Raw genomic sequence first — 17,996 nt, 5'->3', positions numbered from 1 at the left:
CTGTGGAAAAGTCTGTAGTTCGCCACAGAAAACTCTGTAGTTTTACAAAATAAAATACGGGAACGATAGTCTTTTGAATTACTAACATCCCCGTATTATTATATGCTACTCTTATGCAATGCCAAAGATACGAAAAAACAATGATATATGCAATATATATTAACATCTGTAAACATTGATGTAATGTTTACAACTTCAATTCCAGTTTACTCTCGCCTGTAGGTGTTAATACAGTCAATGTCATATCATTGCCTTTTTTGCGTAAAACCATAATTGTTGCACTTTCGGGCCTGTTGCCTCCACCAATTACAACAGGAAAATTGTTATCTACTGCCCCTTTTTCGTGATAAGCGTAACGGTGGGTATGAGCATTTAAACTAACATTGAAAGGAGCTTTCTGCAATAAATCGCCCCATAACTTCAAACAAGGGTTGTATGATTCTGCCCTCATTCCATATATAGGTATATGATGAATAAGTACACGTTTATTAGCTTTCTTGAAAACTTTACTATTTAATTCCTGCTTAAGGAACTGAGCCTGATTCAACCGTAGACCTTCAAAATCATTCAGTCCATAATATACCCATGTGCTATCGGGTTTATCTTCGCCACAATCCAACATAACAAAACGGGTATCGCCCCAACTGAATGCTCCATACGTTTTATCACCAACATAATCAATCAGGTTGCGCAGTTCAATGGAGTAGGCATTTCTTATCTCGTGATTGCCACGCATATAAAATACCGGAACATTTTGTGCTTTTACCTTTTCGTTCATATACGAGAGGAAGCCAACAGCATCTTGCTCATTCTTGGGGTCGTCAATACAGTCGCCGTTAAAGAATACCATATCATAGTCCATTCCAAGAATTACCTGCTCAACCATAGCCATCAGTTTATTATTCTTATGGATATCATTCAGAATAATTGCTGTAAAATCCTGAGTAGATTCGGATGGCATAATAAACCTGTATGTATCAGAGTAGGCTGTCTCTCCAAATTCTTTTTTATATGCCTGGTATAAAGTGATTTCGCGCGAGCATACACGGTAATAGTATGTTTTACCCGGTTCAAGCCCGGTGAGTCGTATTTTGTGATGTTTATTGTTGCATATCATCTGCCCATCAACATACAATTCTTTTCGCTGGTCCAGCTTGCCATCTGTTCCATACTCTACCCATGCATGCACAGGAACATTGGTAAACCATGAAACGGTAATCCCATTATCTGTTGGATTTTGCAGATACGGTTTTGTACGGAAAATATCGGCCTGTTCTGCTTTCAGACGTACATCAACATATAGGGGTAAATGATCCGATCCCAACCGGTTGTTTAAAACATTTCGTCCTAAAACCGAATACGTATTTCCGGCATTTTTAAAACCATACATATAGTCAATGCACTCTCTTGGTGTATCCGATGGAAATGTATTCTGCTTGGGATTATTCAAAACCACAAAATGTTCGCGTAATAGCTTTTGTTCTTCCGAGTCGTACAAAGAATTCATATCACCTGCCAGAAACACCGGTTTGGTTATGTCTTTAAGTGCATCGAGGATAATAGAAACCGATTCCATTCTCTCTTCTTTTGTTAAAGCAAAATGTGTGCAGCAAACAACACATTTATCGAACTCGGCTACCAGTAGTACACGGGCTTCTTTTCCAGGCAAAGGAATCTGCCGGATGTTCAATGGAACTTCTTTCGACAGGAGCCCTACTCCGTATTTGCCTCCCTGAAAATCAATAGCCGGAGCAAAGGAAGGGTGCATCAATGCTTTCTTTGCAACTTCTTCCAATACATATACTCCATTGGTACGGGTTGCTGCGCTGTCAACTTCTTGTATGGCTACAAAATCGGGAGCAACTTCGTTTATAACATCGGCAACACGTTGAATATCCATTTTGCCGTCAATGCCAATACAATTACGAATATTGTAAGACATAATGCGCAGGGAGTTCTCTTCTTTAGGTTGAACTGTTTGTGCTATAACAGAAACAAAGCACAAAAAGGATAGGAAAACAAAAAAAGTTCTTTTCATGACAATAGAGATTAATTAGGTTAGTGAATGCCAAAAGTAACAAAAAAGCATTTAACAGTCAATAATCAAAGCCTTTTCGTTCAATAAAACATATTCAACACCTAATTGTGTACATTCTTTTTTTAACTGATTAATCCGGTAAGCGGGTAAAGAAGAATCCAGGACAACACATTTTGCATCCATTAGCCCTGCTATAGATTCCAGACTTTTTGTAAATCCTTTGCATACATACAGGTAATCTATTTCCAATAAACATTTGCTGTGTTTGCCGTACCACCGGTCATCATTCAGTATATAAATGCGTTTGCCTTTAAAATGCAGGTAGTTATCTTGCCGTAAAATATCTGCTTCGTATCTATCGGCCAGTATTTGTTGTGGAGTATCGAGTTTTCGCCGATTCCAGTAGTTTGAAAGAGTTTTAGATAAATGTTTTAAATCCGATACGCTGTCGGCACATACCAACCACGAGGTGCCATTGTTATTGATACAATGTACAACCGGACAGTTGCGCACATTATAGAATACTATGTTTGAATGAGGCAACTCGGTTGCAGTAAACCAAAGCTGATGAGACACCAGAAAAAGTAAACAGGCTATTAAAGCAAACACATACTTTTGGGCGAACCGGATTGTTAAAATCAAACCGATAAAAAGCGCCAGATAAAAAACAAAAACATCCCAATGGTGCACCCAGATATTGTCTATTGAAGAGTATGGTAATTTCTCGATCCAGCGAACCGAATAATTTAAGACTCCTATCAATGTATTTAGTATATCAGCAATAAATTGCGATAGCCATAAAACCGGAGAGGCAAGAAGCATTACAATTGCAACATACACAATTATGGTAACCAAAAGAACTACCCACAGATTTGTAAGCAGGAAGTGAGTAGAAAACCGTGAAAAGTAATACAATACCAATGGCGCTGTGGCAATTTGCGCAGCTATCGACACTGTTATTAGTCCCCAGAGATAGTTTAGGATTTTATTTTTTACATTGAGTAGCCCAAATATCCGGGGTTGAATTAAAACGATGCCCAACACTGCGGTATACGAGAGTTGAAAGCCAACATCGAACAGCCATACCAGATTATAAAGCAACATGCAAAAGGCCGAAACTGCAAGCGAATTTATGGTCAGCAGTTTACCCGAGAACACCTGTGATATGGCTATCAACGAAAACATACACACCGAACGAACCACTGAAGGAGAGAATCCGGTAATTAAAGCAAAACACCACAAAAGTATGATTGTAATTGTTGCACGAAGTATGGAGGCTTTCCTGCCCGATCCAAAACATTTTATAAAAATGAAGGACATCAGTGCAAAGAGGATTCCAATGTGCAGGCCTGAGAGCGCCAGTACATGGCTGGCTCCGGATATTGAGAACGACTCTCGTATTTCTTCGCTCAATTCATCTTTATATCCAACCGTTAATGCAGAAAGTACAGCAAGTTCGTCTCCTGCAAATCCCAGTTGTTTGTATCTATCCAGCACATAATTGCGGTATTTAAATGCTTCTTCCTGTAAAGTTTCGGTTTCCGAGTGCGATACAACCTTCCATTTGCCAGGCTTTACATAAGCTGTACCACTTATGCCTTTCCGTATCAAGTACCGGGGATAATCAAATTCTTCCGGATTGCCATTGTTCCGGGGCAATGATATTTGTGCATGAAACAGTAGTTCGTCTCCTTGTTTTAGAGTAGAGGCTAATGAATCCTGCGGAAAATAAAGTAACACTTTCTGGGTTACAGAACCCGGAATAGAATCGAATGCTTCGCTCAAAGTAGACGGACAAAGAATGCTGTTTGGTTTATATTCAGGATTACCTGTAACAACAGCCCGGTAAATCATTTCTTTTCCGGCAAAAGAATAAGAACCATCAGATAGTTTAGATGTGGTAAGGGTAGCGCCCAGAAGAAAAAGAAAAATGTGTAATGTTACTCCAAAGAACCACCTGATAGTGTAATTCCGAACAAAGTGAGTAATCAATAAAACAATAAAAGAGGCTGATAAACCAATGCATAAAGCCTCTGAAGAAATTCGGATATCTTTAAAAAACAGATAATCGGCCAACCATATCCCAACTGCCAGAGGCAATAACAAACGCAGAAAAGGATAACGAGTAATAAGTGAGTGGTTAGTATTGCGATACTGCATAGCTACTAGCTACTAACTACTAGCTACTAACTAGTTCTCAGATTATGTATCATTTGTTCCGGATTCTCATTGGCAAAAACGGCACTTCCGGCAACAAGTACATCTGCACCTGCTGCTACCAGTCGTGCTCCTGTTTCCAGATTAACTCCGCCATCTACTTCAATAAGTGCTTTCGATCCGGTTTCTTCAATCAATTTACGGAGTTGCTGTACTTTGGTTATAGAGTGTTCGATAAACTTTTGTCCGCCGAATCCGGGATTCACACTCATTATCAATACCATATATACATCTTTAATGATATCGGCCAATAAAGATACCGGAGTTGCCGGATTAATAGTTACAGCCGGTTGCATGCCTGCTTCACGAATTTGTTGTATCACCCTGTGCAGGTGTGTGCAGGCTTCAAAATGTACATTCATGGTATGTGCACCAAGGGCTTTGACTTCGGGTATAAACTTTTCCGGTTGCACTATCATTAAATGTACATCCAGTGGTTTGTTAGTTAGCTCGGCTACATATTTCAATACCGGAAATCCAAAAGAAATATTGGGAACAAAAACGCCGTCCATAATATCAATATGAATCCATTCGGCTTCACTCCGGTTTACCATTTCAATGTCTTTGGCTAGATTGGCAAAGTTTGCCGATAATATGGAAGGGGCTATTATTGGTTTCATAGATTCACAATTTATCTTTCTACAAAGGTAAATAAAAAAATGATTCTGGTAAACAAGAACTAATTTCAATCGTAAATCGTAAATCATCTAATCGTAAATTTCAAAATTCTTTTCGTACTTTTGTTCCCTCTAAATAAAAACGAAGATTACATGGGAGGTTTTTTTGGAACAGTCTCGAAGGTCAGTTGCGTGACTGACTTATTTTATGGCACAGACTACAATTCACATTTAGGTACAAAACGCGGCGGATTAGCCACTTACAGTAAAGAAAAAGGATTTATCAGAGCCATTCATAACCTGGAAAGTTCATATTTCAGGAGTAAGTTTGAAGCAGGACTCGGTAAATTTAACGGAGAAGCAGGCATCGGAATCATCAGCGACACAGATGCTCAACCAATTATAATCAACTCTCACCTCGGCCGTTTCGCTATTGTTACTGTAGCCAAAATAACCAACCTACCCGAACTCGAAGAAGAACTCCTCAATAAAAACATGCACTTCGCCGAACTTAGTTCCGGCAATACCAATCAAACCGAACTTGTTGCACTTCTTATTATACAAGGTAAAACGTTTGTTGAAGGTATAGAAAATGTATACAACAAAATAAAAGGATCGTGTTCCATGCTTCTGCTTACTGAAGATGGAATTATTGCTGCCCGCGACAAGTTGGGCCGGACGCCGGTTATATTGGGTAAGAAAGAAAATGCGTATGCCATAACCAGCGAATCGAACAGTTTACCCAATCTTGATTTTGATCACGTTTCCGATTTAGGCCCGGGAGAAATTGTTAGGGTATATGCCGACAGGGTAGAGCAATTACGGAAACCTAACGAAGAAATGCAGGTTTGCTCTTTCCTTTGGGTGTATTATGGATTTCCAAACTCATCTTACGAAGGTAGAAATGTAGAAGAATTCAGGTACGAAAGCGGACGCATTATGAGCCAGGGTGATGATTCGGATGTGGATTTTGTTTGCGGAATCCCGGATTCGGGCATCGGACAAGGACTTGGTTATGCACAGGGAAAAGGAGTACCTTACCGCCGTGCTATTACTAAATATACTCCTACATGGCCTCGTAGCTTTACTCCTGCTAAGCAAGAACTACGTGATTTGGTTGCCCGGATGAAACTAATTCCCAACCGGGCCATATTACAAGGTAAACGTATTATTTTCTGCGACGATTCTATTGTACGAGGCACTCAGCTGAAAGATAACGTAAAAGTTCTTTTTGAGTATGGTGCCAAAGAGGTGCACATGCGTATCGGCTGTCCACCGCTTATCTATGGTTGTCCGTTTATAGGCTTTACTTCTTCAAGAAGCCCAATGGAGCTTATCACTCGCCAAATAATCAAGAAGTTTGAGGGCGATGAAAATAAAAACCTGGATAAATATGCCACAACAGACTCTCCCGAATATAAAAGAATGGTAAACGAGATTGCAGAAAAGTTTAAACTAACTAGTTTAAAATTCAATTCGATGGAGACTATGATTCAGGCTATTGGACTACCTAAATGCAAAGTATGTACACATTGCTTTGATGGGTCGAGCCGATTTTAGTAATCTTTAAACCCCAACCCCATGAAATACAATTTTGATGAAATAATAGATCGCACCCACACCGATGCTGTTAAAGTAGACGCTTTGCAAACAATCTGGGGGCGGACAGATTTAACTCCCTTGTGGGTAGCCGATATGGATTTCCGTACAGCTCCGTTTGTTGTTGAAGCCATAAAGAAACGGCTGGAACATGAAATACTGGGGTATACCGTAAAAGCAGAAAGCTGGTACACTTCTATCATTCAATGGCTGAACAACCGTTACAGCTGGAAGATTAACAGCGACACACTGCTATTCTCTCCCGGCATTGTTACCGGATTGGCACTGGCTGTTCAGTGTTTTACCAAACCTGGCGATAAGGTAATGGTGCAGCCACCTGTATATCATCCTTTCTTTTTGGTAACCGAACACAATAACCGCGAGGTGGTATACAGTCCGCTGGTGCTGCAAGATGGGCAGTATCATATCGATATGGACCGGTTCAGAAAAGATATACAAGGATGCAAAATGTTCATCCTCTGTAATCCCCATAACCCCGGCGGACGTGTGTGGACAAAAGAGGAACTCAGCGAACTGGCTGCCATCTGCCACGAAAACAATGTTTTTGTTGTTTCGGACGAGATTCATGCCGATTTAACTTTACCTCCTTACAAGCATCATCCTTTTGCAACGATATCCGAAGAGGCCCGAATGAACTGCATAACATTTATGTCGCCCAGCAAAGCTTTTAATATGGCAGGGCTATACAGTTCTTATTGCATCATTGAGAATAAAGAATTGAAAGAGAAATTCGAAGACCACCTCAATAAGATAGAGTTAGGCGGAGGAAATGTATTTTCATTTATCAGCGTTGCAGCCGCCTACAGTAACGGAACCGAATGGTTGGATCAGCTGATAGAATATATTCAGGGCAATATTGACTTTACTGATAATTTCCTGAAAGAGAATGTGCCGGCCATCAAAGTGATTCGTCCGCAAGCCTCTTACCTTGTATTCCTTGATTGCAGGGAATTGGGATTGTCGCAAGAAGAACTTGTGAAATTCTTTGTTGATGATGCCCGTTTGGCTTTAAACGATGGAACAATGTTTGGAAAAGAAGGCACCGGCTTTATGAGGCTCAATGTAGGTTGTCCGCGGAGTGTGTTGAAGCAAGCATTGGAGCAGTTGAGAGTTGAGAGTTGAGAGTTGAGAGTTACGATGCCGCATGGTAACTCTCAACTCTCAACTCTCAACTCTCAACTATTTACGTTTTCGCCTGTTGATACGTATCCTTATCATTCAAATTCTGTTCCACTTCAAGAACAATAACAAATGGTTTATCCGAGGTATAACCGGCAGGTATGGCGATGTTATACAAACTGTTATTGTGTTTGTTTTTAGCGGCATCAATAATCTCAACCTCCTCTTTATTCGCTAAGAAATAAGCTTTTAATGGCTTAACGCCTCCTTTGGGAATCTCCAGATTAATCATGTTATTAATTGGCCTGTTAAAAACAGTCAGGTATATTTTATTATCCTTTCCGGTATAATATCCCCAGCCTTGTTGTTTCAAACCTACATGGGATGTACCGTAAATGGCTTCGCTGTTAATCTTCATCCATTCGCCTATCTCTGCAGCCAGTTGAGTTTCTTCCGGACGAATGTTGCCTTGCCCGTCGGGGCCGAAGTTTACAACAAAGTTACCATTCATAGATACGGCATGAAGCATCATCTTTATTAAGTCGTACGATGTTTTTACATACCCTCGCCATTCCTTATGATAACCCCATTGGTTTTGAGGTACAGTCATTACACAATCCCAATCACTACCATTCAAATCGTCTATTGAGTTGGGCAGGTCGCGTTCCCAAGTCTGATCGTAATCGTCAATCAGGTCACCGTTTGAGTCGTAGTGGCGTTTACCATTCTCATCGGCACGGAAGCGACTACCAATAACCAATCCCGGATGCATGGCACGAAGTTCGTTTCCTAATTCATCAACCCAGGCGGCTTCGTTTATCCATGCCTTATCCCAACTACCATCAAACCAAAGTCCTTTAATGGTAGGGTAATTGGTTAACAGTTCTATTAACTGATTGCGGGTGAACTCTTTAAACTTATCGTACAACACGCTGTCCTCTTTGGTTACCGGAGGTGCCGAACGATATCCTTTGTAATTCCAGTCGATGATGGAGAAATACAGATGCACATCGATTCCTTCTTTGTTATAAGCATCGACCACAGCTTTTACTATATCCTTTTTGTAGGGTGAGTTGGCAATGGTGTAATCGGTGTATTTGCTGGGCCACAAGCAAAAACCATCGTGATGCTTTGTGGTAAATATCATATATTTAGCCCCCATCTCTTTGGCTTGTTTAGCCCAACGTTTGGCATCAAAAGCTTTGGGGTTGAATCCCTTGTACAGGTTATCGTAAGCATCTTTGGGCATTTCTTTCCATGAGCGAATCCATTCGGCAGCACCGGGATAATATTTGTCTTCCCAAAAACCACCCGGTATGGCATATACTCCCCAATGTATAAACTGACCCAAGCCATGTTCGCGCCAGCGTTGCATTTCGGCATCGGTACGTTTCCCTATACGGTGCGCACCATGTTTTAACGGGATTGATGCGCGTCTGTTTTGTGCATTTGCAGGAAATATTAGTAATCCTGCTAATACAAATAATAAGAAAAGAGTTTTTTTCATAATCCTATATGTTCTTTTGTTTTAAGCGTTGCCTTCTCCAGTAACTTGCGGTTCTCGGGAGAGTAGTTCCACACAACCTTATCTTCGTGTTCCTTACCGTTGGCAGTAACTTTTGTTATAATGGTGTTTTCGCCTTCGTTCAGTTCAATGTTGTTGAAGATATAGTGTACATGGGTTGTGCCCTGTGTTACATTTGTTACCTCTACACCATTTACATACAATTTAGGTGTGCCCATATTTGAATATACGGTTACAGGCGTTACTTTATTTTCTCGTTGTGTAGCCCTGCGCTGAGTAAGGTACAATACAGGTTCTTTGCTCCAGTTTGCTTTGTACCAGTAATATGGATCTTTCTTTGTTTTACGGTCGAAGGTAACAAGGCCTTTCATATTCCGTGCTTCTACCCCACCCTGTGTTGTGGCCGGCGTAGCAAAGTCGAAGGTGTTCCAAATGTAAGAACCAATCAGGTAAGGATGTTGGGATATTACCCCCCAATGTATTTCGTGAAACTTAGTAGCAAATGTTTCGGGATAGAACTGTGAGAACCACCGGCCGAAATCGCCAACCACCTCTTCTTGTTGATGAATGTTTGCTTCGGCACCATACTCGGAGAACATTACTTTGTAGTTGGGAAAATCTTTCTCCATGCCTGTTATCCACTTTTCTACATCCTGTATTTTGCCACTATACCAACCAAAGTAGTGGTTAATACCTTGTATGTCGGCATTGAGGTTCGATGCCTGATCTACTTTTGAATAACCACTTACCGAAACCGTATACCGGTACGGATCTTCGGATTTAGCCAGATCGTGCAGATCGGTAGTGAGTGCTACTGTGTAATCGTAAGGGGTGTATACTTCGTTGTGCAGCCCCCAAACATAAATAGAGGGGTGATTGTAGTTCTGGCGAACCATTTCTATCAGTTGTTGTTTGGCATTTTCGCCCTCCCAAGTGCTTACCCGGTTAACAAAAGGAATCTCTGCCCAAATCATAAAACCAATACTATCGCACTTAGAATAAAGATATTCCGATTGCTGATAATGTGCAAAACGAATGGTGGTGGCCCCTATTTCTTTAATAATGGCAAGATCGGTATCGTGATTTTCGTTTGTAAGGGCACTACCTAGCTTCCACCAGTCCTGATGCCGGCATACGCCATACATCGGAACTTTTTTCCCGTTCAGGTACATGCCATCGGCAGCTTTCAGTTCAAAGTGTCTTAGTCCCAGGGGTTGAACTACTTCATCAATCACCTTGTTACCGGATAATACCTGGGTAACTACTTTGTATAGATAGGGGTCTTCCAGTCCTTGCCACAGGTGCGGATTCTTTAGGGTGAAGTCTTGTTCAACAAACTGTCTTCCCTGTGGAAGAACGGTTACAGGAGTTAACATACCCGCCTTTACTTTACCATTTGCCTCGAAAACAGTTGTCGAAAGCACAACATCTACAGCTGTTTTGTTCTTGTTTTCCATCTTAATCTTAATGTTCACATCTGCCGATTTAGAAGTTACTTTCTTTTGGCTGATGTAAATACCGGGCGATGCAAAATCGGTTACAGCAATGTTTACTTTATTGGTAACAATAAGTTCTACCGGACGATAAATACCCCCGTACACCCCAAACAGTGTATGATTAATGGGTATAACATCTGGCCGGGACGAGTTATCGACCTTTACCTGAATCTGGTTTTTTTCGCCAAACTTTAAGGCATTGGTTATCTCAACAGCAAAAGCAGAGTAAGCCCCTTTGTGATTTCCCACATAGGTGTTGTTTACATATACTTCGGCCACTGAACCTACCCCTTCGAATCGCAGGAATATTCTTTTATCTTTGAGTGAAGCATCCGGGGTGTACTCTTTCCGGTAGTACGCCTCGCCTGCATAATAGTTGTTTTTATCATTCTGCATATCGGTATTGTTCCAGGTGTGCGGAATGTTTACATCCTGCCAGCGCATGTCGAAGCCGGCAGCAAACAAAGTGGGGTCTTTAGCGAAGGGACCTTTTTTAAACTTCCAACCCTCGTTGAAGGAAGTAACTGTTCTTGCTGTTGTTTGACTGTAAGCAGTGCATGCAAAAAGGTAAAAGGCAAGTAATAAAAACACGTTTCTTTTCATGAGATTTAGTTTATGCTTATTCTAATAGTTTCAACATTTCGACTCCGGCCATCAGGAATGCACCTGTACCATATACGGCTGTCATTTCGCGGGTAACCTTTTTGGGATCGGCACCAATGGGCTGCACATATCCCAGTTTGCCGTTTGTATCGATAGCAGTGAGAAGTGCCTCCCATGCTTTTTTAATAGTAGGAATATACGAACTGTTGAGCAGTTTGTTGTTTACCCCATAGGCCAATCCGTATGTAATCAGGGCTGTTGCACTGGTTTCGGGCGATGGGTAACTGGCGGGATCTAACAGGCTGGCGTGCCAAAAGCCATCAGCATTTTGCAATTTGCTTAACCGGGCGGCCAGTTCAACAAAAAGACTGGTGTAATAAGGGCGATAGTGAGAATCTGCAGGAATCTGTTTCAGTATGTTTATTATGCCTGCCAACACCCAACCGTTGCCCCGGCCCCAGAAAATCTTTTCGCCGTTGGCCTCTGTTTTGCCCAGATAACTATCATCGCGGTAAAACAGGTTAGCTTCCTTATCGTATAAGTGATGGTATGTTTTCAAGAAGTTTTCATGCATAAAATCCAGATAGGCAGTGTTACCGGTAATATCAGATAGTTGTGCATATACCGGAGGGGCCATAAACAACGCATCGCACCAAACCCATTGTTGCTTGTTACGGTAACTCATAGAAGAGTCGGCCGGGTTGTGCATTATCCAATCGGCCCGTTGCCTGACGGATGCAAGCATTTCGGGTTGCTTATACTTGCCATACATGCTCAGGTAAAACTGGGCAACACACAACTCGTCGGCATGATAAAGGCTGTATTTGGGATAATTGGCAAAGTTAGCAGGAATGGTCCAGTTGTTTTCTGTACCTATAGACATCAACCACTTGTGGCCCAACGTATCGCCGGTTGCCTCTGCCCAATCAAATATGCCCAGGTAAAGTACTCCGTTGGTCCAGGCATCGATGCCATAGTCGTGCAGGTTACCTTCTGTTTTATAGGTAAAGTTCTCCATTTGCCAGTTGGCTACTTGTTTCATAACCAACTTTATATTATCTCTTTCTTTATTTCCGGAACAAGAGAGGTTAACCAGTAGAAGAAATGCCAGGAACGGAGTGAGTAAAGGTTTCATAATAATGTAATTTGATAACGTTTTTTCTTTGTATGATGATTTGATCTAAAGCCAATCAACCTCTGAGCAAAATTAGATGTTTACCCATTTGCGCCTTTACTCAATTCAGTATTTGTTTTATCTATTTGTTTAAAACGGGTTATTATTTTGCTTTGTGCTTTGCTGCAAACGCAGTTGGGGTTTCGCCAAACATCTTTTTAAAGGCATTTGTAAAGTAGGGTTGACTTTCAATACCTATTTGCATCATAACTTCTTTCATTGTTATGTTTTCTTCAATAATTAGTTTGGCTGCTTTACGCAAACGGTAATTTAGTACAAATTCAACTACCGATTTGCCTGTGAGGCCTTTCACTTTTGTGTAAAGTTTGCTTCTGCTCATCGACAGTTCGTTGGCTATCAGGTTTACATCCATCTCGGATTGATCCAGGTTGGCCTCAATAAATGCTGTGAGTTTCTTCAGGAATTTGTTGTCTTGTTCGTTCGACGACAGTTCACTGCTGTCGGCATAGTAGTTCTTGGCATAGTATTCTTTCAGCTGTTGCTGGTTTCTGAATATATTTTGTATGGACAGTTTAAGGAAGTTAAGGTCTATTGGTTTTTCCAGATACAAATCGGCGCCCGACCCTACTCCTTCTATTTTACTTTCCACACTTGTTTTGGCTGTAAGCAAAATAAATGGAATGTGCGATGTGTTTATATCCGTTTTCACATCGTTGCACAACGAAACTCCATCTTTGTGGGGCATCATAATATCGCTTACAATCAGCTCAAAATCTACTTTGGCAATCAACTTGGTGGCTGCAAGTCCGTCGGGTGCCTGGTAAATATCAAATTCGTCCGATAGCGATTCGGCAATCAGTACGCGCAGGTCTTCGTTGTCTTCGGCTATCAGTATTTTCTTTTTCAGTTGTTTCAGTATCTTGTTTTCTTCATTCCCGGCTGGTGTGTATGGGGCATTGTCTTCGGCTGGCTCTTCTTTTTCAACCTTGACCTCCTTCGATTGCATAAAGTCTTCTTCATTAAACACCTCTTTGTTCAGGGGCAGATAAACAATGATATCTGTACCTTCGTTTCTTTCGCTATAAAGCGATATGCTTCCTTTGTGCAGTAACACAAAGCTTTTAACAAGTGCCAAACCTATTCCGGTTCCTAAATGCGAATCGGAGTTAACGGTATTTACCTTATAAAATCTTTCGAATACACTGCTGATAGACTCCTTCGAAATGCCAACGCCGGTATCCTTAACTGCTATGTGAAACGTTTCGGCATAGTTGGTTACCTCGCCAATGGTGTGGCTGCTTTTATAGCGAGAAACAAAGTTATTGTTTCCAAACCCCGTTTCTATGGTAATGTTGCCATTGTCGCGACTGTATTTAAAGGCATTATTCAATAAGTTCATAACAACCTTTTCCAGTATATTTCTGTCAACATATATATCGTTGGGCAGGTTGGGGTTACATGCTATCCGGAAGTCTATATTCCGTTGTGCGGCATAATCGGCAAAGTCGGTTGCTATTTCATTAATCAGGTTGTTAATGTTGATGGATTGCAGTTCCAGTTTCATTTTACCGTTTTCAACTGTTCTGAAATCCATTAACTCGTTAACCAAATTGAGCAGCCGTTGGGCATTACCATTCAGTATGCGGTAATAATACTCTTTCAATCCTTCTTTTCTTAACTTCTCTAATGCAGCAATAATAAGCGACAGAGGTGTGCGGAAGTCGTGCGATATATTGGTAAAGAAACGAAGCTGTGTTTGGTGTATCTGTTCTTTCTTATCGTTTTCGATATTTTCCAGATATAGTTGCATTTTTAGCCGTTTCTTTTCGTTGTAGTGTCGCAGTATGATGTACACAATACTTATAACTACCAAACAATAAAGCAGGTATGCCGGCCAACTTACCCAAGGGGCGGGTTTTCTTTTTATCTTTATGGTAACAGGCGTATTGCCCCAAACCCCATCGTTGTTGGCAGTGTAAACCTCGAAGTAGTATGTGCCTGCCGGAACTTTAGAGTACATGGCAGTTCGGTTGGCGGCTGTGGTTTCAATCCAACGTTCATCGTATCCTTTCAGCCTGTACCTGAACGTGTTTTTTTCGGGAACATGGTAGTTGTCCGAAGAAAATTTAAATCCGAAGTTTGCCTGATCGTACTTTAATACAATCTCGGTAACCGAGTCTTTGAAGGCATAAGTGGGTTGTGCCGATTTATGATCAATAAAGAAGTCGGAAATAATAACTTTGGGTTTATACTGATTGTAAGGCAGCTTTTTAGGATTAACTACCGTGAAGCCATTTGTGCCCCCAAAATACAATTTCCCGTTATTGCCTTTCATTACCGCCAAAGGATAGTAAACCTGACCTTGGGTACCCTCGCGTTTATCAAATTTTTGTAGACTGTTTTGCGCTATGTTATAACAATACAATCCGTTATCGGTGCCCATCCAAATGTTTCCATCGTCGTAACAAATGTTGTAAATAGAATAAATATTGTTGGGCAACAGTTCGTGCAATGCTACAAATGTGGTGTTGTTGGGATCGAATTTAATCAAACCATTACCAATGGTTCCTATCCAGATGTTTCCGGAATCGTCGAGGCAAAACGTGAAAAACCCCATATAGTTTTTGGCAATCATTGTTTCTACTTTGTGTGTTGCTATGTCCATTCTATAAAGAGTTTCGTTGGTGATGGCCCATAAGTACTTTTCGCCCTGCTTCAGAATGTCGAAGATGTATTCGTCGGTATCTTTTTTCAGTTTAATATGCTTAAATGTATTGGCTTTTATCGAGAAGTAAGATATCTCGGGTTTTTGATACTGGTAGGCTATCCACAATCCGGAGTCGGCCTCCTGAACCGTTTTACGAATGTTATTTATCAATAGCGAGTTCGATGTTTCGCGTTTGTTTTTGTAGTTGGTAACAGTATTTTGCGATCTGTCATAATGGTCTAATCCGCCGGTGTACATGGATATCCAGAGGTTTTCGTTTGGATAAACCACCATTGATTTTATGTTGTTAGATGTTATATTGTTGTCCTGGGTGAAGTATTGAAACTGGTTGGTTTCTTTATCCATACGGTTTATGCCTCCTCCTTCGGTTCCAATCCAGATGTGTTTTTCGCTTTCGGCAAACGAGCTTACCGGTACTTGGTTTAAGCCACTGTTTTGCGGAGTGAAGGTTTTAAAGGCATTGCTTTCGTTGATGTTTACATAACATAATTTACCCGAGTAAGTACCTACCCAGATATTGCCTTGGCGGTCTTCGTTTATTGTCCAGATAGAGTTATTGGGCAAACTAAACGGATCGGTGTCCGAATGTGTGTAATGCGAGCAGGTGCGGGTTTGAGGGTCGAGTATGTACAAACCGTTTATGGTTCCCAGCCACAGGTATCCTTCCCGGTCTATCAGGAAAGTTCTGATTGAGCTGCTACTAACTTCGTCAATCAGTCCGTATTGTTCCTCTACCCTAAAGGTTGATAAATCTATTTTGTACAGCCCGTACTTATTGTTGTATAGCCATAGCTTTCCCTGGTGTGCTTTGGCAAATCGTATATTCGAATCGCTTTGGGGCAGTGCCATACAGAAAACAAATTCGTGCTTTGCCGGGTTGTAGCGGTATACTTTGTTATTTATAAATGTATAAAGATCATTATTATGGGTACAAATGGTTGGGTTAACGTACGATACCGAGTCGCCATCGAACAATGGTTCGGTTAAGGTTTTGTTTATTACATCAACCAGTCGCCACTTTTGTTCGTGCCATGCCCACAAGTTGTTTAGTTTATCTGTTTTTATAACATAAACCCGATCGAATATCCATTCAAATTTATCGTATATGCGGTTGTAGCCAAATACCCCATTGTCGGTATTTACAAAGAGATTTCCCTGAGCATCGGATGCCATGTTGCGGAAAAGCCATTTGCACGAGTCGTTTATTGCAGCAAAGTGTGGGTAATATTTTTTATATTCCAGTCCATCAAAGCGATACAGCTCGTAGTCCATCATTATCCATACAAATCCGTCTTTGTCTTGCTCAATGGCTTTTATGCCATCGTAATAAAATCCCCCATCGGGCGACATGGTTCTGAATTTATAGTTTTCGGCCCCCCAAGCCTGCTGGGTAAGAAAAAGGAAGGCAAGGAAAAAGTAGAATATATACCTTGTTTTCATTGCTATACAAATAATTAGAACTCTAAGATATAGAAAAAAGATGATGTATGGAAGTCATTGGTCTGAATAAAAACATCCTACCGGGATAACGGTTTTCTCCTACCGGGATGAAGGCTTCATCCTACCGGGATAACGGCTTTATCCTACCGGGAGAAAAGCCTCATCCTACCGGGATAAAAACAAACGAAGAGGCTGTGCCAAAAAGCATGGTTTTATGCCAATTGCACAGCCTCTATGTAATAGTTAAAAGTAGGTGCTCATTTTATATGTTAGAGTTCTTTTTCATCTTCTGCTGTCCAGTTGTATTTAAACACTTGGATGTCTCCAACGGATACGTTTCCATCTTCGCTATAATTCCAATCGGTTTTACCTGATCTAAGGTGACCTTTCACAAAGACTACTCTTATATATCTGGCTTCCATTGGTTTATCTACTTCAAACAGTTGGTAGTTATCTGCTTGCAGTGCTTCGGTAACACATTCGCGTAAATCGGTCCAAGCATCGCCTTCGGCCTTCTTTGCCTGTAATTTAAATGTGTGGCATTGCAGGTGCGAGTAGTTGAGGCTTCTGTGCCTGTAACCAAATTGACTGAAGTTAATTACTTCGCCCAAATCAATATCCAGATTACACTCTACATCGTAGATGGGGCGTTTGTTTATAGTAGGTGCCCAGAATGTGGAGTTTTTATCGTCTAACAGGTTTTCAAGAGCGCCTTCTTTGGCGTCCAGGTTGGATGCGAGTGACCATTTGTTGGAGACGGGGAATTCTACGTGTTTTGCAGGTTTACCAACAATGGTTATTGTAGATTCTCCTGTAGCACCGCCTCTGTCATTCGATTTAATGAAAATCTTAGTCGACTGTCCTATTTCACCAACAGCTGTAACAACTCCGTTTTGATCTACTGTTGCTATGGATGTATCTTCCGAGAAGTACGATACTGTTTTATCGGTAGCATCAGTAGGATTAACTGTAACATATTGAGCTAAGTTAAAAGTTCTTCCTTTTACAATATTCGGTAACTGTCCTGATGAGCTTAGCGTAATACTCGTAGCCAATTTTATATGGCTATAAACTCTTACTGGATATTTAACAAATATATCCGGATGATTTTCTAAAGAAACCATAATTGTATCTACTCCTAGAGGGGCAGGTATTGCACCTTCGGCAGGTGTTTTTATCAATGGTGTAATCAAACCTTCGGAGGATATTTCAATTGCTCCCGATTGTGTACCTGTAAGAGAAAACTTCACTTTCGATGCTAATTGGGTAGGCATTACAAAAGTTTCAAGTTGAAGGGTTTTGTTGTCTTCAATCCGAATAAACTTTTTATCACTGTCGGCTTCTACACCTTTAACCGAAATGTTTCCATTCCTGATTTCATCGTAATCATCATTACAACCAGTGAATGCCAGTCCTAACGAGGCTATAGTTATAAGTGTATATAAATTCTTCTTCATA

The 17,996-nt window shown here is 40.9% G+C and carries 10 protein-coding genes; 2 read left to right on the top strand and 8 right to left on the bottom strand.

The features are described from left to right. Window positions 1–187: 187 nt before the first annotated feature. Genes D0T85_RS13135 through rpe form a run of 3 tightly spaced genes read right to left on the bottom strand, consistent with a single transcriptional unit; the run spans window position 188 to window position 4,875 of the window. A complete protein-coding gene (locus tag D0T85_RS13135; RefSeq protein WP_163213960.1) occupies window positions 188–2,038 on the bottom strand; it encodes an endonuclease/exonuclease/phosphatase family protein in 1,851 nt (616 codons plus the stop codon). Between the two features lie 51 nt (window positions 2,039–2,089). Beyond that, window positions 2,090–4,198, bottom strand: coding sequence for a ComEC/Rec2 family competence protein (locus tag D0T85_RS13130; RefSeq protein WP_163213958.1), 2,109 nt, complete (start codon window positions 4,196–4,198; stop codon window positions 2,090–2,092). 26 nt (window positions 4,199–4,224) lie between these two features. Then, window positions 4,225–4,875, bottom strand: a complete 651-nt coding sequence (gene rpe, locus D0T85_RS13125) for a ribulose-phosphate 3-epimerase (RefSeq protein ID WP_163213956.1) — start codon at window positions 4,873–4,875, stop codon at window positions 4,225–4,227. Window positions 4,876–5,025: 150 nt separating this feature from the next. Between rpe and D0T85_RS13120 the strand changes: the two genes are divergently transcribed. Next, entirely contained in the window at window positions 5,026–6,432 is a 1,407-nt protein-coding gene (locus D0T85_RS13120; protein ID WP_163213954.1) for an amidophosphoribosyltransferase, read from the top strand. A 21-nt stretch (window positions 6,433–6,453) separates the two neighbouring features. Next, a complete protein-coding gene (locus D0T85_RS13115) occupies window positions 6,454–7,614 on the top strand; it encodes a MalY/PatB family protein (protein WP_163213952.1) in 1,161 nt (386 codons plus the stop codon). Between the two features lie 61 nt (window positions 7,615–7,675). Here D0T85_RS13115 and D0T85_RS13110 read toward each other — a convergent pair whose 3' ends face one another. The 5 genes from D0T85_RS13110 to D0T85_RS13090 form a co-directional block, all read right to left on the bottom strand. Further along, complete coding sequence (locus D0T85_RS13110) at window positions 7,676–9,118, bottom strand: alpha-L-fucosidase (protein ID WP_163213950.1); 1,443 nt, start codon at window positions 9,116–9,118, stop codon at window positions 7,676–7,678. Continuing rightward, window positions 9,115–11,235: a glycoside hydrolase family 2 protein gene (locus tag D0T85_RS13105; RefSeq protein ID WP_163213948.1), complete on the bottom strand. Its 2,121-nt coding sequence runs from the start codon at window positions 11,233–11,235 to the stop codon at window positions 9,115–9,117. Before D0T85_RS13105 ends, D0T85_RS13110 begins: the two co-directional genes overlap by 4 nt. Window positions 11,236–11,251: 16 nt before the next feature. Then, window positions 11,252–12,370 (bottom strand): glycoside hydrolase family 105 protein, encoded by a 1,119-nt coding sequence (locus D0T85_RS13100; protein WP_163213946.1) that lies wholly within the window; start codon window positions 12,368–12,370, stop codon window positions 11,252–11,254. Window positions 12,371–12,512: 142 nt separating this feature from the next. Then, complete coding sequence (locus tag D0T85_RS13095; protein ID WP_163213944.1) at window positions 12,513–16,538, bottom strand: hybrid sensor histidine kinase/response regulator transcription factor; 4,026 nt, start codon at window positions 16,536–16,538, stop codon at window positions 12,513–12,515. Between the two features lie 269 nt (window positions 16,539–16,807). Beyond that, window positions 16,808–17,995: a discoidin domain-containing protein gene (locus D0T85_RS13090; protein ID WP_163213942.1), complete on the bottom strand. Its 1,188-nt coding sequence runs from the start codon at window positions 17,993–17,995 to the stop codon at window positions 16,808–16,810. Between the last annotated feature and the right edge of the window lies 1 nt (window position 17,996).

The sequence above is a fragment of the Bacteroides sp. 519 genome, assembly GCF_010500955.1.
GTDB lineage: Bacteria > Bacteroidota > Bacteroidia > Bacteroidales > Bacteroidaceae > Bacteroides.
The sequence above is the reverse complement of the archived record's forward strand: the minus strand, read 5'-3'. Positions and strand labels throughout refer to the sequence as shown.